Origin of the sequence: Winogradskyella costae, assembly GCF_013403865.1 — a bacterium.
Classification (GTDB): domain Bacteria; phylum Bacteroidota; class Bacteroidia; order Flavobacteriales; family Flavobacteriaceae; genus Winogradskyella; species Winogradskyella costae.
In genome coordinates this window covers 23,769-50,654 of record NZ_JABFDK010000010.1, presented here as the reverse complement: position 1 = coordinate 50,654, position 26,886 = coordinate 23,769, and the positions used below count along the sequence as shown (strand labels likewise).

The following is a 26,886-nucleotide window of genomic DNA, read 5'->3' as shown; positions in this document are numbered from 1 at the left end:
TTTTAATGATTGAGACTTACTTTTTAGTCTGTTGACTTTTTATAGTTGACTTATCAATGTCAAAATCATTTGTTTTTTGATTTACATTACCCGTCGGATTTGTTGGATTTGACTGTGTTTTACTTACCTTAAATTTCTTTCTGTCTTTTATAATTCCCATGATTTATCATTTTTTAGATTCATCATAATATAAAACAAATAAGGCCTTTAGTCTCATAATGCTTTCATAAAATCTTGAAAGTAAATGTTAAACTATTTTAAGACTTAGAACGGATTGATGTGATAAACTTATCACTATTTTCAATACCATTCGATGTTATATATTTAATAAAAGCACTACCAATAATAGCACCTTTTCCATATTGGGTGGCTTGTGTAAATGTTTCATTATCTGAAATACCAAAACCTACAATTTGAGGGTTTTTTAATTTCATGTCTGCGATGCGTTTAAAGTAATCGGTTTGTGTGTTGCTAAAGCCAGAATTACTTCCTGTTACACTTGCAGAACTTACCATATAAATAAAACCGTTAGAAACAGAATCGATATAACGAATGCGTTCTTCAGACGTTTGAGGCGTAATTAAAAGCACATTAATTAAACCATATTTTTCAAACGTAGCTTTGTATTCTGAATGGTAAACATCTACGGGTAAATCAGGAATGATGAGTCCATCAATCCCAACCTCTTTACATTTTTTACAGAAGGCTTCAACACCATATTGTAGCATCGGATTAAAATACCCCATAATGATCAATGGAATGGATACCGTTTTCCGAATATCTTTCAGTTGTTCAAATAGCAATTCGCTTGTCATTCCGTTTTTTAAAGCTTCTGTAGAACTTGCTTGTATGGTTGGCCCATCAGCAAGTGGATCACTAAAAGGTAATCCGATTTCTAGCATATCGACACCACTTTTTTCTAAGCTTTCAATTATGGTAACAGTGTCGTTTGCATTGGGATAGCCAGCTGTAAAATATATAGATAATAGTTTATGACTTTCGTTTAGCTTTTTATTTATTCTATTCAAAATATATGTTTTTATCAAATCAATTCTGCAGTTTTTAAAATTTCAGAAGTGACTTGGGTGTTTGAATCAATTACTAAAAAACCAGTAGCTATCGTTAATAAAAGCACTGGTTTTACGAGATGTAAAAATAGAACTTAAAAACCTAATCTCCCAATGTCATTACAAACTTCTACAACAGTTCATTAGTTGTTTTACATAGCGATAACCACAGATGCTTACGTTAAATAGATATTTAATAACTCCGTGTATAATTATAAGCGTTTTCTATCGTTATAGATTTGGTATTGAATTATATTTGCCACAACATAAAATCATCAATAAAACACTTAACAAATGATGTTCTTTAAAAAACAATTAATCATCGTTTTTCTTGTATTTTCTTCACTTGCTATAGCGCAAAAATCTGCGATTTATACCAATGAGTTCCAAGATTATCAAAAGGCATTGACTTTATATAATAACAAGCAATTTAAAGCAGCCCAAACTTTATTCGACGATGTAAAGTTAAATACAAACGATGCCACAATAGAATCCGATTGCGCTTATTATATAGCGAATTGTGCAGTGCGTTTAAATCAAAATAATGCCGATAATCTTATTACAGAATTTGTAGAAGACTATCCGACAAGTACCAAACGAAATACAGCATTTTTAGATGTTGCCGATTATTATTTTAACAACGGAAAATATGCCTATGCACGCAAATGGTATGATAAAGTGGATGAACGCAATATGGCACAAGTCGAGAAAGAGCGTTTCAATTTTAACTATGGTTATGCCTTATATTCAACTAAAGACGAGAAGAAAGCCGCTAAGTATTTTAACCGTGTTATAAATTCTAAAGAATACGGCTCGCAAGCCAAGTATTATATTGGTTTTATGGCGTATCAAGGCGACGATTACGATAAAGCTAATGAGTATTTTGACCAAGTTAGTGATAACGAAAAGTACAAAGAGAAGTTGTCTTATTATCAAGCTGATTTAAATTTCAAATTAGGAAAATTTGAGAAAGCCATTGAACTTGCCGAAGCACAATTACCAAAAAGTAACGCTGCTGAAAAGTCTGAGTTATCTAAAATTATTGGTGAAAGCTATTTTAATCTTGAGAAGTATGCAGAAGCTATTCCCTATTTAAAAGAATATAAAGGAAAAGATAGAAAATGGAATAATACTGATTACTACCAATTAGGCTATGCATATTACAAACAAAACGATTTTGAAAGTGCGATTTCAGAATTCAATAAAATTATAGGTGGAAATAATCCAGTAGCTCAGAATGCTTATTACCATTTGGGTGAGAGTTATATTAATTTAGAGAAGAAACCAGAAGCGTTAAACGCGTTTAGAAATGCATCACAAATGGATTTTGATTTAAAAATTCAAGAAGATGCGTGGTTAAATTATGCGAAGATTAGTTATGATATTGGAAATCCATACCAATCCGTTCCTCAGGTGTTAACGGGGTATTTAAAACAATATCCAAACACAAATTACAAAGATGAAGTTGAAACCTTATTAATAGATTCATACATTACTTCAAAGAATTATAAGGAAGCCTTAGAACTTTTAAAAGGTAAAAATAGTTTTGAAAATAAAGCAGCTTATCAAAAAGTAGCATTTTTTAGAGCCGTAGAATTGTACAATGAAAACAAATACAACGATGCTTTAACACTTTTTAATGGCTCTCTAAAAGAACCAAGAGATCCAATTTTTGTGGCTAAAGCTACGTTTTGGAAAGCCGAAACGGAATACAATTTAAGCAACTACAACGCTGCTTTAATTGGATTTAAGCAGTTTGATGGCTTTAGCGAATCTTCAAGTTTAGCTGAAAATGAAAACCTCAATTATAATTTAGCATACACGTATTTTAAATTGAAGGATTATACGAATTCTTCAAACTATTTTGAAAAATTTATAGCTCAAAAGCAGAATGACAAATTGCGTCAAAATGATGCTTATTTAAGATTGGCAGATGGTTATTTTGTGTCTAGTAAATATGATAATGCCATTGATGCTTATAAAAAAGCGATTCAAATTAATGAAATTGAAACGGATTACGCAGCGTTTCAAGTAGCGATGAGCGAAGGGTATTTAGGAAAAGGTTCTGATAAGATTTCAGCGTTACAATCGTTTATAAACACCTATCCAAAATCAGCATTACGAGATGATGCCATGTATGAGTTAGCAAATTCGTACGTAAAATCTAACGATACAGATAAGGCCATGCAAACGTATGATCGCTTAAACTCGGAATACAAAACAAGTGCCTTTACATCAAAAGCCTTATTGCGTCAAGGTTTAGTGTATTATAATGGCAACGATAACACACGTGCATTGACAAAATTCAAAAAAGTAGCGACTGATTTTCCGGGTTCTGGTGAAGCGGTCCAGGCAGTTTCTACAGTACGTTTAATTTATATCGATTTAGGTAAAGTAGATGAATATGCAACTTGGGTAAGAACGTTAGATTATGTTGAGATTTCTGATGTTGACTTAGATAATACCACCTATTTAGCAGCAGAAAAGCCATATTTAGATAATGAAACAGATAAAGCCATCCGTCAATTTAATAACTATTTGACGCAGTTTCCAAAAGGGATTCATAATCTAAAAGCACATTTTTATTTAGCGCAATTGTACTATAAAAAACAATTGTTAGATAATGCACAGCCACATTATAAGGCTGTTGTTGAGGCTTCAAAAAGTGAGTACACAGAACAAGCGATTGTAAAACTTACCGAGATTTATTTAAGCACTTCTAATTGGGAAAAAGCCATTCCTGTATTAAAACGTTTAGAGCAAGAAGCTGATTATCCTCAGAATGTAGTTTATGCACAGTCCAATTTAATGAACGCTTATTACCAAACCGAAGATTACGTTAAGGCAGAAAGCTATGCTGAAAAAGTATTGAGCAATTCAAAATTAGATAACAAAGTTAAGAGTGATGCTAAATTAACGATTGCACGTTCTGCGATTGAAACAGGGAATGAAGCCAAGGCAAAAATAGCTTATGCTGAAGTTGAAAAAATAGCGACAGGAAGCGTTGCTGCGGAAGCTTTATTCTACAATGGTTATTTTAAAAACAAAGCAGGTGATTACGAAGCTTCAAATACAACCATTCAAAAATTAGCTAAGGATTATGGTAGCTATAAATTGTTTAGTGCAAAAGGATTGGTAGTTATGGCGAAGAACTTCTATGCTTTAGGAGATGCGTTTCAGGCGACTTATATTTTAGAAAGCGTGATTAGTAACTTCCCAGATTTCACAGATGTTGTCAATGAAGCTAAAGTAGAATTAAACAAAATAAAAGCAGAGGAAGCGAAGACGAATTCATCAATCGAAACAGACGATAATTAATAAACATTAAGACAATTTAATTAGCGTTAAACTTATTTTCAATCAAATTAATACACATGAAAATTAAATATATAGTATTAGCAATGTTTACTTTGAGTCTGACATTTAGTTATGCTCAAGAACGTACCAAAGACACTATTGGAGACCAAACGGTTAACGTTATAAAACCATACACTCCAACAATTTCGGATGCCTTTAAAATTAAAGATAATCCAAAGTTGAACGATTCTAATGCCGTGAAGAAAAAGGAAATTAAGTACAATATTTTTTCTATTCCTGTGGCTTCAACGTTTACACCAGCTAAAGGAAAAGCAGCAACGGTTGATAAAGCCAAAGCGATAAAATTATATGATAATTATGCCTCATTAGGATTTGGAAGTTATACTACTATTTTGGGTGAAGTGTATTTGAACCATGAGTTGAGTAGAGACGAAAATGTCGGTGGTTATTTTAGTCACCATTCGTCTCAAGGTGGTATTGATGATGTGGTGTTAGATGATAACTTTTCGAAAACCAAGTTAAACGCTTATTATAAAAAGAGCGATAGAGATTTTACATGGCAAGTTGATGGAGGTTTTAATTTACAAACTTATAATTGGTATGGTGTGCCTCAAGATTTTTATGATGAAAGTGACTTAGATGGTATTGATGCAGGTCAGACGTATAACGATTTGTATGTTGGTGGGAAAATAGATTTTGAAGACGCTATTGTTAAAGACGCAAGTCTTCGTTTTAGACGTTTTGGAGATAACCACGATTCTGCTGAAAACAGATTAGTTGCTAAGACAGGCTTTGATTTTGTGGTGCAAGATGCTGTTATCAAATCAGAGTTTTCTATAGATTATATTAGCGGGACTTTCGATCGCGATTATTCTAATATTGGTGAAATTAATTACGGTAATGTCACGTTCGGATTTGCACCATCGTATCAATTGGTGCAAGATGATTTAACAATTGATTTAGGTGTGAAATTAGCCTACCTTAACGACACAGAATTTAGTGAGAATAAATTTTTCATCTATCCAAACATAGAAGCATCTTACCGATTGGTGGATGAGATCTTAATTGCATTTGGTGGACTTAAAGGGGATTTAATCCAAAATTCATATTACGATTTTGTAAACGAAAATCCATTTGTATCCCCAACGCTATTGGTTATTCCAACAGATCAACAGTACAAAATGTTTGTGGGTGCTAAGGGGAAGCTTTCTAGTAATATCGGCTATAGCTTAAAAGGAAGTTACAGTTCTGAAAAGAATAAAGCCTTATACAAGTCTAACAATGTGCCGAGTGATGCTTTAACAGAATATCAGTATGGCAATTCATTTTTTGTCGCTTATGATGATGTGACTACGTTTTCTGTGGCAGGGGAGTTGAATGTAGATTTAAATAGAAACTTTACTTTAGGGGTAAAAGGGGAATACTTTGGTTACAGCACAGATAACGAATCTGAAGCTTGGAATTTACCAGACCTTACAGCCTCTGTATTTTTAGATTATCAAATTTCAGAGCAATGGTTTGCGGGAGCAAGTATGTTCTTTGTGGGTGAACGTGAAGATCAAAGCACTTATTTTGATGTTTTGAATCCTTTGAACACCACTACCACAACAGTCACTTTAGATAGTTATTTTGATGCTAATGCGCATGTAGGTTATAAAGCAAATGATCAATTATCATTTTTTGTTAAAGCCAATAACATAGCGAGCCAAAATTATAACCGTTGGTCAAATTTCCCTGTGCAAGGTATACAGCTTCTTGGAGGTGCGACTTATCAGTTTGATTTTTAACAGGACATGGTATTCTGGTTTTGACTCAGAATTTACTTAAACAACATAGAAGATATTGAAAAGCGTTCCAATTTGGAGCGCTTTTCTTATTTTTACAGTGTTCGTTACTTCGAGTGATTTCAATTTTATAAAATTGTATCGCGACATTTTTAGGTAAAATGATAACGAAAATTCACGAATTCAAATAAACATAATAGAATCGCCATGAGTAAAAAACTATTCACAATCCTAGTCTTACTAAGCATTTTTGCTTGTCAAGAAAACAAAGAACAAGCCGATTTAATTGTTACAAATGCAAACATATATACGGTTGATGATAGTTTTAGTAAAGCTGAAGCATTCGCAGTAAAAGATGGAAAAATAATTGCTGTTGGTACGACCTCTGAAATAGATAATAAATACAATGCGCTAGATACCCTTAATGCCGAAGGCAAAACAATTGTACCAGGATTTATTGATGCACATTGTCACTTTTTAGGTTTAGGATTAGATCAACAAGCAGTAGATTTAGTTGGTACAAAAAGTTTTGAGGACGTTGTAAAACGTGTTTTAGATTTTCAGAATGAAAGAAATAACGAATTTATTTTTGGTAGAGGTTGGGATCAAAATGATTGGGAAGAGAAAGAATTTCCTAATAAACGCTTATTAGATAAACTCTATCCAAATACGCCTATTGCATTAGTGCGTATTGATGGCCATGCTATATTAGCAAATCAGGCGGCTTTAGATTTAGGAAATGTAACCGTAAATTCTAAAATTGAAGGAGGAGAAGTCGTTGTAGAAAATGGCGAGCTTACCGGTATTTTAGTAGACAATGCAGAAATGTTGGTGATGGAACACTGGCCACAACCCACCCGAAACGATGTGACTAATGCTTTATTAGAAGCACAAAAAATATGTTTCGATTTGGGGTTAACTACTGTTGATGATGCCGGATTAAATAAAGAAGCTATTGAACTTATTGATAGTCTTCAGAAATCTGGAGATTTAAAAATGCGTGTTTATGCTATGGTTTCTGCGTCTGAGGATAATCTGGATTACTTTTTAGATAAAGGAGTTACTAAAACAGATTACCTAAATGTGCGTTCGTTTAAGTTTTACGCTGATGGAGCTTTAGGGTCTCGAGGTGCGATGTTAAGAGAACCGTATTCAGATAAACCTGGTCATTTAGGATTGCTAGTTACAGATTTAGAAACTTTAAAAAGATCAGCTGAACGTATTGCAAATTCAGAATTTCAAATGAATACACATGCTATTGGCGATTCTGCAAATCATGCCGTTTTACAAACCTATACTAAAGTATTAGAAGGAAAAGAAGACAGACGTTGGCGTGTAGAGCATGCTCAAATTGTATCTCCTGAGGATTTTGAGTTGTATAAGAACATCATGCCATCCATACAACCAACACATGCAACAAGTGATATGTATTGGGCAGAAGATAGAGTGGGAGCAGAACGTATAAAAGGAGCTTATGCTTTTAAGCAGCTCTTAAAGGCTTATGGTAAAGTGGCTCTAGGAACTGATTTTCCTGTGGAGCGTGTTAGTCCTTTTTTAACCTTTTATGCTGCCGTGGCAAGACAGGATTTAGAAGGATATCCAGAAGGAGGTTTTCAAATGGAAAATGGATTAAGCAGAGAAGAAACTTTAAAAGGCATGACGATTTGGGCTGCCTATTCTAATTTTGAAGAGGATGAAAAAGGAAGTATTGAAGTTGGGAAGTTTGCTGATTTTATTATTCTCGATAATGATATTATGACGGTTGAAGCCAATGATATTCCAAAAATTAAAGTTCTGAAGACTGTGGTTGGCGGTGAGGAGCAGTAATTATAAGTTGAAGCTCGCAAAGTCGCAAAGACTCAAACGAAAAAAAAGATATAGCGCAATTTTCTAATATAATTTTGCGCCTCTGCGTCTTTGCGTGATAATTAATTTCTCTGCGAACCAACGAATAACTCAGTGCAATAACCTAAAATATCCGCGCCAAATAATCAAAATGCTCACCATCCATAACTTTCTCACACTTCAAACCAACTGTTAAACAAGCTGTTTTCAAGGTTTCAAAATCGAGATATAACCATTTCATAGTCACTTCTTTTTCGCCTTTATACGATAGGAAATAATCTAATTCACCAGGATAACCTTGGTTAAGATCTAGCCACATGCCACCATCGTCATCTTCATACATATATGAAATATCGGAGGAGTCAATTAAAATTTGACCGTCAGGATTTAAAAGTGACTTTAAATGCTTTAAATAGCTTGCTACTTCAGATAATTCTTGGAAAATTCCTGTGCCATTCATCAATAGTAAAATGGTGTCAAAACTTTCGGTTTCTTCTAAAAGTGGTTTCAATTCAACATTTGAAACACCACGTTGTTTTGCAACAATAATGGCTCCTTCAGAATTATCTATAGCTTTTACATTTTGGCCTTTATCTTGTAACCATAATGCGTGACTACCAGAACCACATCCAACATCTAAAACCCGTCCTTCAGCCAACTGTAATGCTTTTTGTTCTAGTTTAGGCATTTCAGAAAATCCTCTAAATAAATAAGGTAATGGTAAAACATCCTCGTCTGATATATTTGTAGACGTGATAAGATCTACTGAATAATTTCCGCTTTGATAGTCTAATAATGCTTTTCCGAAAATATCTTTCATATATAATTGGTATTGAACCTTAGTTTTAGTGATTTCAATTTTTCTCTAAGTGTATCGAGAACTTTACTTAAATTTGTTACATGCAAGACCAAATTAATAATCTTCCAAAGCTCGCCAAAGATAAGCATAAGGAGAATAAAACCTTTTTTACAAAGCTAAAAAAGAAACCACCAAAACAGTTAGATTATCTCATGCAAGAATTGCATGAAGAGGAATTTGAGCGCACCGATTGTTTAGAGTGTGCTAATTGCTGTAAAACCACAGGGCCTTTATTCACGCCAAAGGATATTCAACGGATTGCTAAATTTTTTAAAATGAAAGAGCAGCAATTCATTGAAACGTATTTGCGCTTGGATGACGAGAACGATTATGTGTTGCAATCCGTACCATGCACATTTTTAGGTACAGATAATTATTGTTCTATTTACGATGTGCGTCCCAAAGCCTGTAGTGAGTTTCCTCATACAGATCGAAAAAAATTTCAACAGATTTCTAATTTGACATTGAAGAATGTTGCTATTTGTCCTGCTGCTTATAATATTGTTGAAGAAATGAAAAAACGAATTCAGTTGTAAACGGTATCGTATTCGGAATAATTTTTGATGCTTAACAGATTAAAAAAATACTATGAATAATTTAGTTCTAAAATTATTGTTTCTATTATTTGCGTTCAATGTATCGCATTCACAAGCTTGGATGACCAATATCGATATTGCACAAAAATTAGCCGTAACTCAAAATAAAATGGTGTTGATGGTTTGGGAGGAAAGTACTAAATATCCTTATGCTGTTTTAGCCAATGACAATACAGGCAAAACCATTTATGTTGAAAATTTGTTTGAAAGCGAAATTCTTAGTCCATTAATCTGGAAGCATTTTGTACCTGTAATTGTTGCTGAGTACAAATATGCAGAGTTATATGAGGAAATTAAAGACAAGCGATCACAACAATATATAAATAAGTTTAATGATGACTCTATTAAAATAATGGATACTAATGGGAATATTTTAAACCTTTCTAGTGATCCAGATAATTATCAAAATGTTACAACGATAATCAATGATTATGCTTTAAATACAGAATATGTGGCACCCGAATTAATAGGTTACAATACTAAAAAAGATTTCTATTCGGCGTATTATTTAGCTTCGAAGTATTTTGACTTTTCGATGTACACAAAAGAAAAAATTAGACCAGCTTTAATAGAATTAGGGATTATTTATTTAAATGAAGCTTCTGAGTTTATTACAATTCACCCATCTGAAGATCAAAAAGTGTTAACAGAACGTGTAGCGCTTTTATATATGCAACAATATTTAATAAAAGAACGTCCTAAAAAAGTATTGAGACAATTAAATCGAATGGATATTGAAACAATTGATGCCAATAATCAGTCCTTCGCAGCGTTTTTATATTACACAACTTATAAGGCATTAAAAGATGAAACGAATGCAGCATTATGGAAATCTAAAATTTCTTCTGTAAATTTGAAGAAAGCACAACTGCTTATTAATCTTAATTCTTAACGGTATTGGAAACCATTATTACATACTTCGAAACCATACCTTCATCTCACCGAAGTCTTATATTAGTTGGGGGTTTAACGTTTTTTTGGCTGTTAGAAGGTGGTATTCCATTATTTAAGTTCAAATACAAAAAGTGGAGGCACGCGCTTCCAAATCTCTTCTTTACATTAACGACAATAATAATTAATTTTGCTTTGGCTGTTTTGTTATTATGGTCTTCAGATTGGGTAACCGTCAATAATTTCGGCATTATAAATTGGTTACCACAGATGCCACTTTGGTTGTATGTGTTAGTTGGTGTCGTATTACTCGATTTCTTTGGAGCCTACTTAGCACATTATGTAGAGCACAGAATAAAGCCACTTTGGATGGTACATTTAGTGCACCATACAGATCATAGTGTAGATACAACGACAGGGAATAGACATCATCCTATAGAAAGTTTAATTCGTTTCGGATTTACCTTATTCGGTGTTTTTGCGGTTGGGACTCCTATTGCTCTAGTCATGATTTATCAAGCGCTGTCGCTCATATTTACTCAGCTTACACATGCTAATATTAAAATGCCAAAAGGTTTGGATAAAGCATTAAGTTATGTAATAGTATCGCCAGATATGCATAAAATTCATCACCATTATAGATTGCCGTATACAGATTCCAATTTTGGAAACATCTTTAGTATTTGGGATCGTATGCTAGGAACCTATAGATATATGGATCGTGAAAAGTTAATCTATGGAGTCGATGTGTTTCCAGATGAAGTAAAAAACGGAAATATCAAAGAGTTATTAAAGCAACCATTTCAGAAATATGAAAAATCAACGCTTTCAGCAGATGAAAATTAGTCCAATTGTAGTTTTAATAATCCTATGTATGAGTGGTAATTCTAAAAAGCAAATTGATATTCAAGGTCACCGAGGATGCAGAGGTTTATTGCCAGAGAATTCGTTGCCAGCTTTTGAAAAGGCTATTGATTTAGGAGTGCATACTTTGGAATTAGACATTGTGATTTCTAAAGATCATGAGGTTGTGGTGTCTCATGAACCTTATATGAATCCAATTATATGTCTAAATCCTGATGGAGACGTTCTGACTGATAACTCAGAAAAAGATTATAATTTATATCACATGAATTATGATGAGATTAAACAATTTGATTGTGGTTCAAAATTTCATCCCACATATCCTAATCAAGAAAAACTAAAAACTTATAAGCCTTTGTTGTCGGAAGTTTTTGATTTGGTTAAAGCTAAAGATTCTGATGTTAAGTTTAATATTGAAATTAAATCTGAAACGTCATATTATGGCATTTTTACCCCACAGCCTAAAACTTACGTGAAATTAGTTTTAGACGAAATTGAAAAAAATGACATGCTTAGTCGTATAAATCTTCAGTCTTTTGATGTTGTCATTCTTGAAGAAATTAAAAAGCAATCACCAAAAATGGAGGTCGCCTTATTAGTAGAAGATTACGAAACAATCGAAGTAAAACTAGAAGAGTTATCCTTTAAACCAGAAATTATTAGTCCATATTTTAAGCTATTGACCGCAGAATCGGTAAAAGCATATCAAGCTAAAGGGTTTCAAGTAATTCCTTGGACAATTAACGCAACAGAAGACATGAAACTCATGCAGTCTTGGGCTGTAGATGGTATTATTACGGACTATCCCGATCAGCTTATTGAAATACTAAAACAGTAGATTTATTTATAGAGTAAATACTGACGACGTACATTCTTGTATGCGTCTAAATCATCTTTCCACGTCGCTTTAATTTCAGCTTCAGTTAGACCAGCTTCAATCTGTTTTTGCAATTTGGCCGTTCCTGCATGCGTAGTAAAATTAGCCGTATTAAATACTTTGGTTTTATCGGTAGCATTGTGATAAGCATCCATAATATATTTTAAAGTAAAATGACGCTCTGCTTTCACTTTAGATAAATCAACACCATAACAAACTTCATTTTCATGTTTTGGATGTTTAGACCCAAAATTAGGAATCGGAGTATAATTAAACGTATAATGACTCTTATTTAAAAACGGAGCACCATAGCGTTGAAACTGAAATTCTGTGCCTCTACCAGCATTAATATTGGTGCCTTCAAACAAACCTAAACTCGGATATAGCTCAATAGATTGGTCGTTCGGTAAATTTGGAGACGGTCTTAAAGCTAAGCTATAAGTACGATTATGATTATAGTTTTGCATTTCAATAATAGTAATATCACAAGTCACTTCATTAGTTAACCACGCTTCACCATTAATCATTTTGGCGTATTCGCCAATGGTCATACCATGTACTAAAGGAATAGGATGCATGCCTAAAAAACTACTGTGCTTTTTTTCTAAAACAGGACCGTCAATATAATTACCATTTGGGTTTGGACGATCTAAAATTAAAACGGGAATATTTTGTTCGGCACAAGCTTCCATAATATAATGTAACGTAGAAATGTAAGTGTAAAACCGAACACCAACATCCTGAATATCAAAAATCATGATATCTAAACCTTCAAGTTGTGCTTTGGTTGGTTTTTTATGTGTACCATGAAGTGAATAAATGGCTAAGCCGGTTTTGGTGTCTTTTCCATCTTTTACTAATTCACCAGCATCAGCAGTCCCTCTAAAACCATGTTCTGGAGAAAATACTTTTTTGATATCTACATCTAAACTCAACAAGGAATCTACAATATGAGTATAGCCTTGGTTTTTAAAAATGACACTCGTCTGATTAGCAACTACAGCAACACGCTTTCCTTTTAATAGCGGTAAATATGTTGATGTTCTGTTGGCTCCAACAATAATTGGTTTATCAACTTCGTTGTTTACCATATAAGGAGTAGAAATATCGTTATCTGCTAAGTCTTTTAGAGCAGAGCTTTCAACGTCTCGCTTTACACTATTTCCGCATGAAAATGTTACAAGGGAAATCCCAATAATTATAGAGAATAAAACTGTATTTTTGAAAACCTTTAAAAGCATATCTAAGAGTGAATTTCGAGTTATTTATAGCTAAACGTATAATTGGCAATAAAACGTATAAAAGTAGTGTTTCGGCACCAATAATTAAAATTGGTATCGCAGCAATTGCTATTGGAATTATTGTAATGCTCATTGCTATTGCAACAGGTATTGGTTTGCAACAAAAGATTAGAGATAAAGTTGTAGCATTTAACGGTCATATAGAAATTACAAATTATGATTCTAATGCTTCAGACGAATCACAAGTAGCAATTTCCATAAATCAAGATTTTTATCCAGATTTTACGGCTGTAGAAGGGGTTAAGCATATACAAGGTGTTGCTCAGAAGTTTGCTGTTATTAGAACCGAAACCGATTTTGAAGGTGTGGTTGTAAAAGGAGTAGGATCCGATTATAATTGGGACTATTTTAAAGAATTTTTAGTTGAAGGCCGACTCCCCGATTTTACAAAAGAAATAAACCAAGAAATTTTAATTTCTAACTATTTAGCCAATCGTCTAGGCTTTAGCGTTGGTGATAAATTTCAGACCTTATTCGGCAATCCATTAAATGATAGACCACGTATTATTAACTATGAAATTGTAGGCATATATAATTCTGGTTTTCAAGAGCTCGATGAAAAGTTTTGCATTGCAGATTTAAGACATATTCAACGCATCAATAAATGGGAATCTGACCAAATAGGAAGCTTTGAAGTTTTTATAGATGACTTTTCCCAGATTGAAGAAAAAACGGTTGATATCTTTAAAGAGATTCCTTCCTTAATGAATGCCACGTCTATAACTAGAAAATATTATACAATTTTTGAATGGATTAAGATCTTTGATAACAATACATATGGTATTATCGCTATTATGATTATTGTAGCTGGTATTAACATGATTACTGCATTACTCGTATTAATTTTAGAACGTACCCAGATGATAGGCATTTTAAAAGCCTTAGGAAGTTCTAATTGGACGATTAGAAAAGTATTTCTTTATAATGCATCTTACTTAATTGGTTTAGGTTTACTATGGGGAAATACGATAGGCTTAGGCTTGTTGTTTGCGCAGAAGTACTTCAAATTATTTCCATTAAATCCGGACACCTATTATGTAAATAACGCTCCGGTTTATATCAGTTGGGATTATATAATTCTACTAAATATAGGCACATTTGTCGCATGTTTACTAATGCTCTTAATCCCTTCGGTGATTATTTCAAAAATCTCGCCTGTAAAAGCGATTCGATTTGATTAATAAAGAGGAAATTCCTCAGTCGCCACATTAGATTTAATATTTACTTTTCCATTTCAACTTGGAGCCTTATCGTCTTCGTAAGAATGTTTTAATTTGAAATATTCAGCGTATCGTTTAAAATCAATTTCTCCATGCACCTCTGTAATTTCTTTTTGAAACTTAATGTAACAGTTTTTGATTAATGGAATTTAACTTTTTTTGGATTTTTATAACACAACATTTAACGTAACTTTGCTCCGCAAAATAAAATTATGGATTACGTAGAAAATATATTAGGTACAATAGGAAATACACCTCTAGTGAAGATGAATAAACTAGTAGAGGATTTACCTTGTTTGGTACTTGCTAAATACGAGACTTTTAACCCAGGGAATTCAGTAAAAGACCGAATGGCTTTACAGATGATAGAAGATGCTGAAGCTGATGGACGATTAAAGCCTGGTGGAACAATCATTGAAGGAACATCTGGAAACACCGGAATGGGATTAGCATTGGCTGCCATTGTAAAAGGTTACAAATGTATTTTTGTAATGGCAGATAAACAATCTAAAGAAAAAGTAGATATTATGCGTGCTGTAGGTGCAGAAGTTATTGTTTGTCCAACAGATGTAGAACCAACTGATCCTCGTAGTTATTATTCGGTATCAAAACGTTTAGGAGAAGAAACACCAAATTCTTGGTATGTTAACCAATACGATAACCCCAGTAATACCAAAGCACATTACGAAAGTACAGGTCCAGAAATTTGGAAACAAACCGACGGTAAAATCACGCATTTTGTGGTTGGAGTGGGTACAGGCGGTACGATTTCAGGTGTTGGAAAATACTTAAAAGAGCAAAACCCGAATATTAAAGTTTGGGGAGTAGATACTTATGGTTCTGTATTTAAAAAATATCACGAAACTGGAATATTCGATGAAAAAGAAATTTATCCTTACGTTACCGAAGGTATTGGTGAAGACATCTTACCTAAGAATGTAGATTTTAGTCTTATTGATGGGTTTACTAAAGTAACAGATAAAGATGCTTGTGTTTACACGCAGCGCTTGGCCAAAGAAGAAGGAATGTTTTTAGGGAACTCTGCAGGTTCTGCCATTAAAGGAGTCTTGCAGTTAAAAGAGCATTTTAAACCAGACGATGTGGTTGTTGTTTTATTTCATGATCATGGCAGTCGTTATGTTGGTAAAATGTTTAATGACGATTGGATGCGTAAGAGGGGGTATATTGATTAACAAATTCCTGCTAATACATGAATTTCACCTCATAAAAAAAAATCCTGATGTAATTATCAGGATTTTTTTTATTTCCAGTATTTTAAAAGCCCCACTAATTCCCAATTGATTTGATATCAGTGAAATAACAAATAGTTTTACTTCAATTATTTTTGAATTCATCATAGTTGGCAGAAGCATTTGCCTACCTTCACCAAAAAGGGAAACCTACTATTATGACGGATCTTAAAGTAAATAAACCAAATCCATTTTTAGCACTTAAAGATGTCACTATATATAATAGAGGAGAAGATATTAAAAACATAATAAATGTACTAGAAGCTGGAAGCCCTGTTTTAATTACTGAGTTTTATAATAATGGATCCGTACTACTTAATGGTTTGCAAGAGCATCTCACCCGAACCTTGCCCAATACTTCGTTTAAAGAACAACGTGCGTTTAGAGCTGTTTACCATAAACTTTCAAACCTTATTATTGTAGAAATTGAAAACCATAAAATAGTAGCAAAAAAGGCACCAGTTATAGGCTGGCTTAAGAAATTGTATCCAGAAACTAGTGATTTTTTATTAACACTCCCGCAAGTGCAAGGTTTAAACAGTGCATGGCAATGGTACATAAATGGCATTTCAATACCAGGATTACGAAATAAAATTCATCCGTATTATGGCACCTATTTTCCAACACGCTTTGAGCATTTAGAATTGTTTGATAATTGGTTAAAACGTTACGGTGGCCCAAAAAAAACAGCGGTGGATGTTGGTGTTGGTAGCGGTGTTTTAGCATTACAAATGATTAAACACGGTTTTCAAAAGGTTTTTGCAACAGATACAAATCCGAATGCTATAATTGGTTTAGCTGAAATGATGAGAGATACCAAACTCTCTCGAAAAATAGAGTTAGATTTTGGATCTCTTTTTGGTAAGTGGAAAAATAAAACAGAATTAATTGTTTTTAATCCGCCTTGGTTGGCAGAAACAAGAGATTCAAATAATTTAGATGAAGCTATTTATTATAATGACCCCTTATTTTCAAACTTCTTTGAGGCAGCAAAAGAAATGCTATTGCCAGACGGTAAGCTGGTACTCATCTTTTCTAATTTAGCAGAAATAACTGGCTTCTCTAAATTAAATCCTATTGAACGAGAAATAGCAGTAGGCGGGCGCTTTCAGTTAGAAAAATGTTATACAAAAAACGTTAAAAAAGCATCGAACAAAACAACTCGCGATTCTCATTATCGAAAAACGGAAGAGGTTCAGTTGTGGGTACTCACTCATGTTAAGTAAAAAGATGTAACGCTAAGTTTTTTTAGACGTAAATACATGAGGACTTTTTTGTTTTAAATTTTAATTAATTAAATAGTTCATGAACGGTTCGTTGTGGCTATAAATAAGGTTAAAGAAAGAAATTCAAGCACTTTATGCAATATTTAAAATCTTAATATTTAGACACCTCTAGTAAATATTTGTAAAATTAATTAGATTAATTTCTCATAAATATTAAATATGTGATGTATTCATCATAGATTTTAGAAAGTATCAATAATTTATTATATATTGGCTAAAGAGCATTTTTTATCGACAAAGTGTTTTTGAAATTAGCCCTAATATAACATGAAAGTAGAACAACTATCCTTAAACGATTCTACATGGAATGACGAGGTAAATAATATTAAGATTGCACCTACTATTTTCTTATTATTTGTATCGCCCTTATTTGTTCCTAAGAATGATTTGGTAAATAAATTAATTAAACTTTATCCTGAAGCTACAATTGTAGGCTGCTCTACAGCTGGAGAAATATCTAATACAAATGTATCTGATAATTCTGTCTCACTTACAGCAATTGAACTTGAAAAGACAAATCATAGATTAGTAAAAGTTGGCGTTGATAGCATGGACAAGAGTTATGAAGCCGCTGCTGCTCTCGCAAAAAAACTTAATACAGAGAATCTTAAACATGTTTTGGTATTTAGTGATGGCTTAAATGTTAATGGTGCTGAATTAGTTGAAGGCTTAAAAAGTGTTTTGTCAGAAGTCAGTATTACTGGTGGTTTAGCGGCAGATGGTGCCGATTTTAGCGAAACGTTTGTAATAGCAAATAGCACTATAACGGATAAGATAATTGTAGGGTTAGGGTTTTATGGAGACCAGTTAAAAATTGGTTATAGCTCTAAAGGCGGATGGGACAGTTTCGGCATTGATCGCTTAGTCAGTAGATCTAAAAAAAACGTATTATATGAATTAGATGGCTTACCAGCACTAGAATTATATAAATCTTTTTTAGGAAGTAATGCAACAAAGCTACCCAGTTCAGGCTTATTATTTCCTTTAAGTATGCGTGTAAATGAAACAGATGCACCTGTTGTAAGAACTATTTTAGGCATTAATGAAGAAGAACAAAGTTTAACTTTTGCAGGTAATATACCCGAAGGCTCTTATGTACGCTTAATGAAAGCAAACGTTGATCGGCTTATAGGTGGCGCAGAAGATTCTGCAAAAAAAGCATTAGAAGTTACAAAGCAAGATACGAAATTGGCAATATTAATTAGTTGTATTGGTCGCAGATTGGTGCTAAAACAACTGATAGAAGAAGAAGTCGAGGTTGTTAGAGATGTAATAGGTAAAGATTCTAAAATTACAGGTTTTTATTCTTATGGAGAAATTGCCCCATTTGGGCTGCATTCACCTTGTGAGCTTCATAATCAAACAATGACAATTACGACATTATCAGAATGATAAATTCTAACATGCACAGATTATTACGAAGACAAATTCGCAAAGCAGGCTTTGAAGAAGCAGATTTAGGAAAGTTTAAAGACTTTTTTGAAGTCGTTAATGAAGCTTATAAAAGTTTTGATGATGATGTAAAACATCATGAAATCATTTTTGAACAAAGCTCTAACGAACTTTACAGAGCCAATCTAGCTTTAAAATCTAAAGTTAATAGTGTAGAGACTAATTTAAATGCCATTGTAAATACTATTGAAGGTGTCATCTTTAAAACAGATATGGATGGGAATTTTATATATCTAAACAAAGCGTGGGAAGATTTAATTGGTATACCTATTAAAGATGTATTGGGTAAGAACTATAGAGATTTATCAATAGGAATTAATAAAAAAGAACAAGTTAAAATTTCGAAATTTTTAAGAGGAAAAGAGAATGACTATAACTCTTTATTTTGTTTTAATAAATCCACAGGTGAAAAAATTTGGATTCAATTACGATTAGTCATTTTTAGCGATACAAATGGTGCGTATAATGGCACTATAGGTACTATGACAGATGTAACTCAGTTAAAAGAAATTGAACTAGAGTTAAGTGAGGCTAATAAAACAAAAGATGAATTTGTGTCTACAATGTCTCACGAAATAAGGACGCCTTTAAATGCTGTAATTGGTATGTCTGATATCTTATTGTTAGAGAATTACTTACCAGAACAATTAGAGAATTTGCAAATATTAAAATATTCTGGTGAACATTTATTAGAATTAATTAATGATCTGCTAGATCTCAATAGATTTAAGTCAGATGAAATAAAACTTATTGAAAAAGATTTTAATCTTCCAGAATTTATTCAGAATATCCAACTACACTTTAAGCAAACAGCAACAAAAAAGAAACTCAATTTCGATACCATTATTGATAGTAACATTCCTTTAGTTTTAAAAGGAGATAGTCTGAAATTATCACAAGTTTTAAGAAATTTATTAAGTAATGCTTTTAAATTCACAGATGAAGGTGGTGTTGTATTTAAAGTAGAGGTAGTTGAAACTGTTTCAAATAAAACTAAAATACGTTTTAGTATTATAGATACGGGAATTGGAGTTTCGTATAATAAGCAAAAAGATATATTTAAAAGTTTTGTTCAGGCCAATGATAATACATCTGCGCTTTATGGCGGTTCTGGTTTAGGGTTATATATTAGTAAGGAACTTATAAAAATTCATGGTAGTAATTTACACATAGAAAGTGAAGAGGGAAGAGGGGCTAAATTCTGGTTTGAAATTTCATACAAGCACTCTAAAGTAAAATTAGTTGATGGGCACAATTATGTGTCTAAAACAGAACCAATTGATATAAAAGTATTGGTCGCAGAAGACAACAATCTCAATGCATTATTACTTAAAAAACTGTTTAAAAAATGGAAAGTGGATTATACTATAGCTAAAAATGGACAGGAACTTTTAGACATATATATAAATGAAGATTTCGATTTAATCTTAATGGATTTACAAATGCCTATTTTATGTGGTTACGAAACAACAATGAGAATCAGAAAAATGTCAGATGACGTTAAATCTACGATTCCAATTGTTGCATTAACAGCTTTTGCTGAGTCCGAAGTTAGAGATAAAACAAAGCGGTATAAAATGAATGGATATCTAAGCAAACCTTTAGATGTTAATGAATTATATGATGTCCTTAGTCTTTACAGTTTTAAGAAACAATAATTATTATAATTGTTTTTATTTAAGATTTTAGTACTTTAGGTCGATGCAAGAAGATTTTCTTCATTATATCTGGAAACATAAAGCCTTCGATTCATCCTTGTTAAAATCTACAAAAGATGAACAAATTAGTATTTCAAATTTAGGACAACACAATCATAATGCAGGTCCAGATTTCTTCAATGCACAATTACACATTGCTAATCAGCTTTGGGCGGGTAATGTGGAAATTCATATTAAATCTTCAGATTGGTATGTTCATAATCATGAAACAGACAAAGCTTATGATAATGTAATTCTTCATGTGGTTTGGGAACATGATACTGAGATTTTTAGGAAAGATAATTCAGAAATTCCAACCTTAGAGTTAAAACATTATGTTGATAAATCGCTACTTCATAAGTATCAAAAGTTGATGCAATCAAAGTCGTGGATTAATTGTGAATCTGATTTTAATGACATTGATGATTTTTTGCTTCATAATTGGTTAGAACGTCTCTATATAGAACGCTTAGAGGCGAAATCAAAAACGATTCAACATTTATTAAAATCTTCTAATAACGATTGGGAAGCGGTATTATTCAAAATGCTATTGAAAAATTTTGGATTAAAAATAAATAGTGATCCTTTCTTAAGTTTGGCAAATTCTTTTGATTTTTCTATAATTCGGAAATTACGGAATGATGTTTTAAATCTAGAAGCATTGTTTTTTGGACAATCGGGTTTACTAGGGGAAAATATTATTGAAGATATTTATTTTTTAGACCTAAAACAACGATATGGATTTCTGAAGCGAAAATTTGACTTAGACAACAACGGGGTTTTACCGTTACAGTTTTTTAGATTACGGCCTCCAAATTTTCCAACAATACGGTTATCTCAATTTGCTAATTTATATAATTCAGAACCTAATTTGTTTTCAAAAGTCATGAATTTAAATACAAAGGAGGAGTTTTATAAATTCTTCGATAAAGGTGTTACGCAATTTTGGATGACGCATTACACATTTGCTAAAACGTCTAAACCTTTTAAAAAGGGAATTACCAAGTCCTTTATAGATTTATTAATTATCAATACACTTATTCCATTGAAATTTAGTTACGCAAAAGCTCAAGGAAAATCGATTGACGACATTGTTTTTCAGCTTATAAAAGATATTAAAATGGAAAACAATAGTATTGTATCTAAATTTCTAAACTTAAAACCTATAGAGAAAAACGCCTTAAACTCTCAAGCCTTATTGCAATTAAAACATCAGTATTGTGATAAAAATAAGTGTTTGCAGTGTGCTATAGGTAATAACTTTATCGTAAAAAATAAGTAACTTGCAACATCTACCCTAATTAATTATTAGATTAAACTTATGAATTGGTTTTACAATCTCTTATTATATTTTCAGAAACGCGGCTATTATGTTTGTCAACGTATAGCAGATCGTTTAGGAATTAGAGCTAAAATTGTAAGAACTTCTTTTATATACCTTACGTTTGTTACGGTCGGTTTTGGGTTCGCACTCTATTTATTCTTAGCCTTTTGGATGCGTATTAAAGATATCGTTTACACAAAACGGTCTTCAGTTTTCGATTTATAATGTTGTTAGTGTAATATGGATAATCCGTTATTAAAACTTTATAGATCTAAGATATACACAGCTATAATGATGTTGGTGTTATTGCTTTGCATTGGTATTTTAGGGTATAGATTTATTTCTGGCTATTTATGGCTCGATGCTGTTTATATGACAGTAATTACCGTAACAACTGTTGGTTTTGCAGAAGTAATTCCTCTCGATCCTACCTCTAAAATTTTTACTATTTTTTTAATTTTAACGAGTGTGGTAATTGTTGGTTATGCCATTTCAATCATTACCGATTATATTCTTAGTAGAAATAATATGGAAGACATTAAACAACGAAAAATGCAAAAGAAAATTGATGCAATGACTAATCATATCATTATATGTGGGTATGGTCGTAACGGTAAACAAGCAGCAAAGAAGTTAAGTGATTACGGAAAGCCGTTCGTTATTATAGAGCGTGATAAGGATATTATAGAAAAATGTCAAGACGATACTATAGCATTTATTGAAGGAAATGCCAACGAGGACGAAACCCTTTTTACTGCAGGTATTGAAAAAGCTAGTACGCTCATTTGCGCCTTACCAAATGATGCAGATAATTTATTTGTGGTATTGTCGGCTCGCCAGATTAATGCAAAATTATCAATTATTAGTAGAGCTTCAGAGGAGACATCCTATAATAAATTGAAATTAGCAGGTGCTAATAATGTTATTTTACCCGATAAAATAGGAGGAGATCATATGGCATCTTTGGTGGTGATTCCAGACTTAGTAGAGTTTATTGATAACTTAGGTATTGTAGGAGAACGCAACATTAATATCGAAGAAGTAAAAGTAGAACAACTTTATGATATGAGCGAAGTTAAAACAATAAGAGACTTAGATTTACGTAAAAATACAGGTTGTACTGTTATTGGATTTAAGGATGATAAAGGAGAATATATAGTAAATCCTGAGGCAGATACAAAATTGATTTCTGGCTCAAAAATCATTGTTTTAGGACGCCCCGAACAGATTATAAAATTGAATTCTCAGTACAATATTGAATAATTAATGCAACCATTTTATGAGTCGATACTTTACAAGCTCATTTTTTTTTTGCATCTTGTCATCTTTAAAATACAATAACTAACCTTAAAACTAACTAACAACTACAACTCATGAAGAAATATCTTCTATCAATTTTTACAATTTCATTACCGTTTTTGACTTTCGCGCAAGAAACAACTTCCGAAAAGATTGATGCTATTTTCAAGGATTATACAGGCTGGTTTGTTGACGCTATTTTTTACGAAATTCCATTTTCAGAAACTTATAAAATTCCATGGGTACTTATAGTATTAATTAGTGGTGCATTATTTTTTACGATTTATTTTAAATTTATTAATGTCACAGGTTTTAGAATGGCCATTAGAGTTGTTAGAGGACAGTATGAAGATATTGAAAAGCATGGAGCAGATAATTTATATGGAGAAAATGCATCAGATAATTTAGCTGACATTCAACAAATAGAAACTGAGAAATCCAATGCAGATACGCTTTATGGAGATAGTACAAGTAATGAAGGTGAAGATGTGATTGAAACGATAAGAGATGAAAGTGCAGACGGGGAAGTTTCGCACTTTCAAGCTTTAACAGCAGCACTATCTGCCACGGTAGGTCTAGGTAATATCGCAGGTGTTGCCGTAGCCTTATCTATTGGTGGTCCTGGCGCAACGTTTTGGATGATTGTTGCTGGTTTATTAGGTATGGCTTCAAAATTTGCAGAATGTACACTTGGTGTAAAATATAGAGATGTTGGTGAAGATGGTACGGTTTACGGTGGTCCAATGTACTATTTAACCAAAGGTTTAAAAGCCAAAGGTATGGGTGGTTTTGGTAAAGTGTTGGCTGTGTTGTTTGCCATTTTTGTTATCGGAGGATCTTTTGGAGGTGGAAACATGTTTCAAGCCAATCAAGCTGCTGCTCAATTTGTTAAGGTATTCGATTTAGACCCAGCATCTAACGCAGGTATGTATTTTGGTATTGTTATGGCTGTGCTTGTTGCTATCGTAATTATCGGTGGAATTAAGCGTATTGCTAAAGTGACTGAAAAAGTAGTGCCGTTTATGGCAGGAATATATGTACTAGCATCCTTAATTATATTAGGAGCTAATTTCAGTTTAATTGATGATGCGTTTGCATTAATATATGAAGGTGCATTCTCAGGATTGGGAATAGCAGGTGGACTTGTAGGTGTAATGATACAAGGTATTAGAAGAGGTGCTTTCTCTAACGAGGCAGGTGTGGGGTCTGCAGCAATTGCACATTCAGCTGTTCGTACAAAATACCCAGCATCAGAAGGAATTGTGGCACTTTTAGAACCATTTGTAGATACGGTTGTAATTTGTACAATGACGGCTTTAGTAATTGTGATCACTAATTTTGATGGTGGTTTTATGGAGTATGGCGTTGAAATTACAGAGGGTGTAGAAATTACAGCTACGGCTTTCGATTCTGTAATTCCACACTTTTCAATCATACTTACAATCGCCGTAATATTATTTGCATTTTCAACTATGATTTCTTGGTCGTACTACGGTATGCAAGGTTGGGTGTTTTTATTCGGAAAAGGTAAAATATCAGACTTAGCTTATAAGGTTTTATTCTTATTCTTTGTAGTTGTGGGTGCATCTATTAGTTTAGGTGCTGTTATTAATTTCTCTGATGCTATGATTTTTGCAATGGTGGTGCCTAACATAATTGGTGTTATTATATTGTCACCAGTTATTAAAATGGAACTAAAGAAATACTATAAAGCAATTAACGTTAAGGAAGATGCTATTGAAGAAGGAGCAGAAGATCTAAATGAAATATTGTAAATAAAAATAATCTCATATGAAATCCCATTTCCAGTTTTCTAATCAACAACGGAATGGGATTTTGTCTTTATTAGCAATTGTGCTCATTGGTCAATGTGTATATTGGTTGGCACCTAATATTTTTTCTATCTCAAATAAAGAACTATCTAAAAAAAACAATCAGTTAAAGGCTTTTAAAAGCGAATTAGATTCCCTTCGTTTAGTTGAAATAGAGAATAATAAACCGAAAATATATCCTTTCAATCCAAATTATATTACAGATTATAAAGGGTATTCATTAGGTATGACCAATGAAGAAATTGATAGGCTTCATAAGTTTAGAGAAACAAATCAATGGGTAAATTCAGTCAAGCAGTTTCAAGACGTTACTAAAGTTTCAGATTCTTTCTTAAAAACTATATCTCCATATTTTAAGTTTCCAGAGTGGGTTACCAATCCAAAACCAAAATCTCAAAGTTTTAATAATTCGTATCCAAATACTACAAAACCAAAGTCGTATACTCAAAAAACAGACTTAAATACAGCTACAGAAACGCAATTAAAGAAAGTTTATGGAGTGGGTGAGAAGTTATCAGAGCGCATTATTACGTATCGTAATAAATTTAACGGTGGTTTTATTGCAGATGTGCAGTTAAGTGAAGTTTATGGTTTATCTCCAGAGGTGATTGAACGTATTCAAAATGACTTCACGGTTAAAACACCAAGAACAATCCAAACCTTTAATATCAATACTGCAACTAGAGATGAATTAGTAACCATTCAATATATAGACTACGAAGTTGCTAATAATATTATTGAAGAGCGAACACTAAGGGATGGCTTTAATTCTTTAGAAGAATTATCAAAAGTTGAAGATTTTCCTGTTAAAAAAATCGAGATAATTAAGTTATATTTGCACCTCTAAATAAACACTAATTTATGTCTAATTTATATTTCACAGAAGAACACAATTTATTCCGAGAAAGTCTCAGGAGTTTCTTACAAAAAGAAGTGGTACCGCATATTGATAAGTGGGAAGAGACAGGTCATATAGAGCGTTTCATTTGGAAGAAGTTTGGGGATATGGGGTATTTTGGACTTGCTACGCCAGAAGCTTATGGTGGACTCGATTTAGATTTATTTTACACAGTGATTTTTCTTGAAGAAATGCAACGCATTAACTCCGGTGGTTTTGCAGCAGCAATGTGGGCACATGCGTATTTGGCGATGACCCATTTAAATAAAGAAGGAAATCACGAGCAAAAAGAAAAGTATCTTACACCAAGTGCGTTAGGTGATGCTATAGGTTGTCTCTGTATTACGGAACCTTTTGGCGGAAGTGATGTGGCGGGTATGCGCACAACAGCTGTTAAGAAAGGAGATACTTATGTTATTAACGGTTCTAAAACCTTTATTACAAATGGTGTTTATAGCGATTATTTAGTCGTTGCAGCTAAAACTAGTCCTGAATTAGGAAATAAAGGGATTAGTATTTTTGTGATGGATAGAGATACGCCTGGTATATCTGCAACCAAATTAGATAAATTAGGCTGGAGAGCTTCAGATACAGGAGAAATTGCGTTTGATAATGTCGTAATCCCAACATCTAACTTAATGGGAGAAGAAAATTTAGGCTTTCCTTATATAATGCAGCATTTTGCCTTAGAAAGATTAATTATGGGAATTAATTCTCATGCAAGAGCACAATATGCATTGGAATATGCAAAACAATATATGTCTGAAAGAACAGCTTTTGGACGGACTATAGATAAGTTTCAGGCCTTAAGACATACATATGCCGATTGTGAAACGCAAATGGAAATTTGCAAACAATTTAACTATTATGTCGCAAAACGTCTAGACATGGGAGACTATGTGGTAAAAGAAGCAACGATGTCTAAATTACAATCAACAAAGATGGCGGATGATGTTATTTACCAATGTCTTCAATTTTTAGGAGGTTATGGCTATATGGAAGATTATCCACTCGCAAGAATGTCTAGAGATAGTCGATTAGGGCCAATAGGTGGTGGCACATCAGAAATATTAAAAGAAATCATCGCTAAGATGGTAATCGACAACAAGGATTATAAGCCTTCTACTTAATAGAATATTCAGAATGTATAAATCTAAATCCTGCTAATCGGCAGGATTTTTTTTGCACATACTCAATATTAGTTGAAGTTAATAGTTATATTTAAA

21 protein-coding genes are annotated in these 26,886 nt (G+C 32.8%); 18 read left to right on the top strand and 3 right to left on the bottom strand.

Annotated features, from left to right (window positions below; translation table 11 throughout):
* Positions 1 to 257 precede the first annotated feature (257 nt).
* A complete protein-coding gene (gene trpA / locus HM986_RS15940) occupies positions 258 to 1,028 on the bottom strand; it encodes a tryptophan synthase subunit alpha (protein ID WP_179336057.1) in 771 nt (256 codons plus the stop codon).
* A 333-nt stretch (positions 1,029 to 1,361) separates the two neighbouring features.
* On the opposite strand from trpA, the gene HM986_RS15935 reads away from it, so the two are divergent.
* From HM986_RS15935 to HM986_RS15925, 3 genes are all read left to right on the top strand, one after another.
* The gene (locus HM986_RS15935) at positions 1,362 to 4,385 is read left to right on the top strand and encodes a tetratricopeptide repeat protein (RefSeq protein WP_179336056.1); all 3,024 of its coding nucleotides are present in this window, start codon (positions 1,362 to 1,364) and stop codon (positions 4,383 to 4,385) included.
* Between the two features lie 56 nt (positions 4,386 to 4,441).
* Complete coding sequence (locus tag HM986_RS15930) at positions 4,442 to 6,172, top strand: TonB-dependent receptor (RefSeq protein WP_179336055.1); 1,731 nt, start codon at positions 4,442 to 4,444, stop codon at positions 6,170 to 6,172.
* 204 nt (positions 6,173 to 6,376) lie between these two features.
* A complete protein-coding gene (locus HM986_RS15925; RefSeq protein ID WP_179336054.1) occupies positions 6,377 to 7,996 on the top strand; it encodes an amidohydrolase in 1,620 nt (539 codons plus the stop codon).
* Positions 7,997 to 8,138: 142 nt separating this feature from the next.
* On the opposite strand, the gene HM986_RS15920 is transcribed toward HM986_RS15925, so the two are convergent.
* On the bottom strand, positions 8,139 to 8,834 hold the full coding sequence (locus HM986_RS15920; RefSeq protein WP_179336053.1) for a class I SAM-dependent methyltransferase: 696 nt from the start codon (positions 8,832 to 8,834) through the stop codon (positions 8,139 to 8,141).
* An 80-nt stretch (positions 8,835 to 8,914) separates the two neighbouring features.
* Between HM986_RS15920 and HM986_RS15915 the strand changes: the two genes are divergently transcribed.
* The 4 genes from HM986_RS15915 to HM986_RS15900 are packed head-to-tail and all read left to right on the top strand — an operon-like array spanning position 8,915 to position 12,062.
* Positions 8,915 to 9,409, top strand: coding sequence for a YkgJ family cysteine cluster protein (locus HM986_RS15915; RefSeq protein WP_179336052.1), 495 nt, complete (start codon positions 8,915 to 8,917; stop codon positions 9,407 to 9,409).
* A gap of 52 nt (positions 9,410 to 9,461) precedes the next feature.
* Positions 9,462 to 10,361 (top strand): hypothetical protein, encoded by a 900-nt coding sequence (locus HM986_RS15910; protein WP_179336051.1) that lies wholly within the window; start codon positions 9,462 to 9,464, stop codon positions 10,359 to 10,361.
* Between the two features lie 5 nt (positions 10,362 to 10,366).
* Positions 10,367 to 11,206, top strand: a complete 840-nt coding sequence (locus HM986_RS15905) for a sterol desaturase family protein (RefSeq protein WP_179336050.1) — start codon at positions 10,367 to 10,369, stop codon at positions 11,204 to 11,206.
* The gene (locus HM986_RS15900) at positions 11,172 to 12,062 is read left to right on the top strand and encodes a glycerophosphodiester phosphodiesterase (protein WP_246288524.1); all 891 of its coding nucleotides are present in this window, start codon (positions 11,172 to 11,174) and stop codon (positions 12,060 to 12,062) included. The genes HM986_RS15905 and HM986_RS15900 overlap by 35 nt, the downstream gene beginning before the upstream one ends.
* Positions 12,063 to 12,064: 2 nt before the next feature.
* Here HM986_RS15900 and HM986_RS15895 read toward each other — a convergent pair whose 3' ends face one another.
* On the bottom strand, positions 12,065 to 13,342 hold the full coding sequence (locus tag HM986_RS15895) for an exo-beta-N-acetylmuramidase NamZ family protein (protein WP_179336049.1): 1,278 nt from the start codon (positions 13,340 to 13,342) through the stop codon (positions 12,065 to 12,067).
* A gap of 8 nt (positions 13,343 to 13,350) precedes the next feature.
* Here HM986_RS15895 and HM986_RS15890 point away from each other — a divergent pair, with 8 nt between their 5' ends.
* The 11 genes from HM986_RS15890 (at position 13,351) to HM986_RS15840 (ending at position 26,790) form a co-directional block, all read left to right on the top strand.
* Positions 13,351 to 14,583: an ABC transporter permease gene (locus HM986_RS15890; RefSeq protein WP_179336048.1), complete on the top strand. Its 1,233-nt coding sequence runs from the start codon at positions 13,351 to 13,353 to the stop codon at positions 14,581 to 14,583.
* Positions 14,584 to 14,834: 251 nt separating this feature from the next.
* Positions 14,835 to 15,815 carry a PLP-dependent cysteine synthase family protein gene (locus HM986_RS15885; RefSeq protein WP_179336047.1) on the top strand — a complete coding sequence of 327 codons (981 nt, stop codon included), beginning with the start codon at positions 14,835 to 14,837 and terminating at the stop codon, positions 15,813 to 15,815.
* Between the two features lie 167 nt (positions 15,816 to 15,982).
* Positions 15,983 to 17,098: a methyltransferase gene (locus HM986_RS15880; protein WP_317167406.1), complete on the top strand. Its 1,116-nt coding sequence runs from the start codon at positions 15,983 to 15,985 to the stop codon at positions 17,096 to 17,098.
* A 327-nt stretch (positions 17,099 to 17,425) separates the two neighbouring features.
* A complete protein-coding gene (locus HM986_RS15875; RefSeq protein WP_179336046.1) occupies positions 17,426 to 18,550 on the top strand; it encodes an FIST signal transduction protein in 1,125 nt (374 codons plus the stop codon).
* Entirely contained in the window at positions 18,547 to 20,268 is a 1,722-nt protein-coding gene (locus HM986_RS15870; protein ID WP_179336045.1) for a PAS domain-containing hybrid sensor histidine kinase/response regulator, read from the top strand. The genes HM986_RS15875 and HM986_RS15870 overlap by 4 nt, the downstream gene beginning before the upstream one ends.
* A gap of 43 nt (positions 20,269 to 20,311) precedes the next feature.
* The gene (locus HM986_RS15865; RefSeq protein WP_179336044.1) at positions 20,312 to 21,589 is read left to right on the top strand and encodes a DUF2851 family protein; all 1,278 of its coding nucleotides are present in this window, start codon (positions 20,312 to 20,314) and stop codon (positions 21,587 to 21,589) included.
* A gap of 39 nt (positions 21,590 to 21,628) precedes the next feature.
* Entirely contained in the window at positions 21,629 to 21,856 is a 228-nt protein-coding gene (locus HM986_RS15860; protein ID WP_020896655.1) for a PspC domain-containing protein, read from the top strand.
* A 15-nt stretch (positions 21,857 to 21,871) separates the two neighbouring features.
* A complete protein-coding gene (locus HM986_RS15855; RefSeq protein ID WP_179336043.1) occupies positions 21,872 to 22,894 on the top strand; it encodes a potassium channel family protein in 1,023 nt (340 codons plus the stop codon).
* A 110-nt stretch (positions 22,895 to 23,004) separates the two neighbouring features.
* On the top strand, positions 23,005 to 24,705 hold the full coding sequence (locus tag HM986_RS15850; RefSeq protein WP_179336042.1) for an alanine/glycine:cation symporter family protein: 1,701 nt from the start codon (positions 23,005 to 23,007) through the stop codon (positions 24,703 to 24,705).
* A gap of 16 nt (positions 24,706 to 24,721) precedes the next feature.
* Positions 24,722 to 25,609 (top strand): ComEA family DNA-binding protein, encoded by an 888-nt coding sequence (locus HM986_RS15845; RefSeq protein WP_179336041.1) that lies wholly within the window; start codon positions 24,722 to 24,724, stop codon positions 25,607 to 25,609.
* Positions 25,610 to 25,623: 14 nt separating this feature from the next.
* Positions 25,624 to 26,790 (top strand): acyl-CoA dehydrogenase family protein, encoded by a 1,167-nt coding sequence (locus HM986_RS15840; RefSeq protein ID WP_179336040.1) that lies wholly within the window; start codon positions 25,624 to 25,626, stop codon positions 26,788 to 26,790.
* Positions 26,791 to 26,886 lie beyond the last annotated feature (96 nt).

What these genes read in the sequence shown, in the direction of transcription:
- HM986_RS15935 (WP_179336056.1), top strand. Translation starts at nt 1,362, where the DNA reads ATGATGTTCTTTAAAAAACAATTAATCATCGTTTTTCTTGTATTTTCT.
- HM986_RS15930 (WP_179336055.1), top strand. Translation starts at nt 4,442, where the DNA reads ATGAAAATTAAATATATAGTATTAGCAATGTTTACTTTGAGTCTGACA.
- HM986_RS15925 (WP_179336054.1), top strand. Translation starts at nt 6,377, where the DNA reads ATGAGTAAAAAACTATTCACAATCCTAGTCTTACTAAGCATTTTTGCT.
- HM986_RS15920 (WP_179336053.1), bottom strand. Translation starts at nt 8,834, where the DNA reads ATGAAAGATATTTTCGGAAAAGCATTATTAGACTATCAAAGCGGAAAT.
- HM986_RS15915 (WP_179336052.1), top strand. Translation starts at nt 8,915, where the DNA reads ATGCAAGACCAAATTAATAATCTTCCAAAGCTCGCCAAAGATAAGCAT.
- HM986_RS15910 (WP_179336051.1), top strand. Translation starts at nt 9,462, where the DNA reads ATGAATAATTTAGTTCTAAAATTATTGTTTCTATTATTTGCGTTCAAT.
- HM986_RS15900 (WP_246288524.1), top strand. Translation starts at nt 11,172, where the DNA reads ATGAAAAATCAACGCTTTCAGCAGATGAAAATTAGTCCAATTGTAGTT.
- HM986_RS15895 (WP_179336049.1), bottom strand. Translation starts at nt 13,342, where the DNA reads ATGCTTTTAAAGGTTTTCAAAAATACAGTTTTATTCTCTATAATTATT.
- HM986_RS15885 (WP_179336047.1), top strand. Translation starts at nt 14,835, where the DNA reads ATGGATTACGTAGAAAATATATTAGGTACAATAGGAAATACACCTCTA.
- HM986_RS15875 (WP_179336046.1), top strand. Translation starts at nt 17,426, where the DNA reads ATGAAAGTAGAACAACTATCCTTAAACGATTCTACATGGAATGACGAG.
- HM986_RS15870 (WP_179336045.1), top strand. Translation starts at nt 18,547, where the DNA reads ATGATAAATTCTAACATGCACAGATTATTACGAAGACAAATTCGCAAA.
- HM986_RS15865 (WP_179336044.1), top strand. Translation starts at nt 20,312, where the DNA reads ATGCAAGAAGATTTTCTTCATTATATCTGGAAACATAAAGCCTTCGAT.
- HM986_RS15860 (WP_020896655.1), top strand. Translation starts at nt 21,629, where the DNA reads ATGAATTGGTTTTACAATCTCTTATTATATTTTCAGAAACGCGGCTAT.
- HM986_RS15855 (WP_179336043.1), top strand. Translation starts at nt 21,872, where the DNA reads ATGGATAATCCGTTATTAAAACTTTATAGATCTAAGATATACACAGCT.
- HM986_RS15850 (WP_179336042.1), top strand. Translation starts at nt 23,005, where the DNA reads ATGAAGAAATATCTTCTATCAATTTTTACAATTTCATTACCGTTTTTG.
- HM986_RS15845 (WP_179336041.1), top strand. Translation starts at nt 24,722, where the DNA reads ATGAAATCCCATTTCCAGTTTTCTAATCAACAACGGAATGGGATTTTG.
- HM986_RS15840 (WP_179336040.1), top strand. Translation starts at nt 25,624, where the DNA reads ATGTCTAATTTATATTTCACAGAAGAACACAATTTATTCCGAGAAAGT.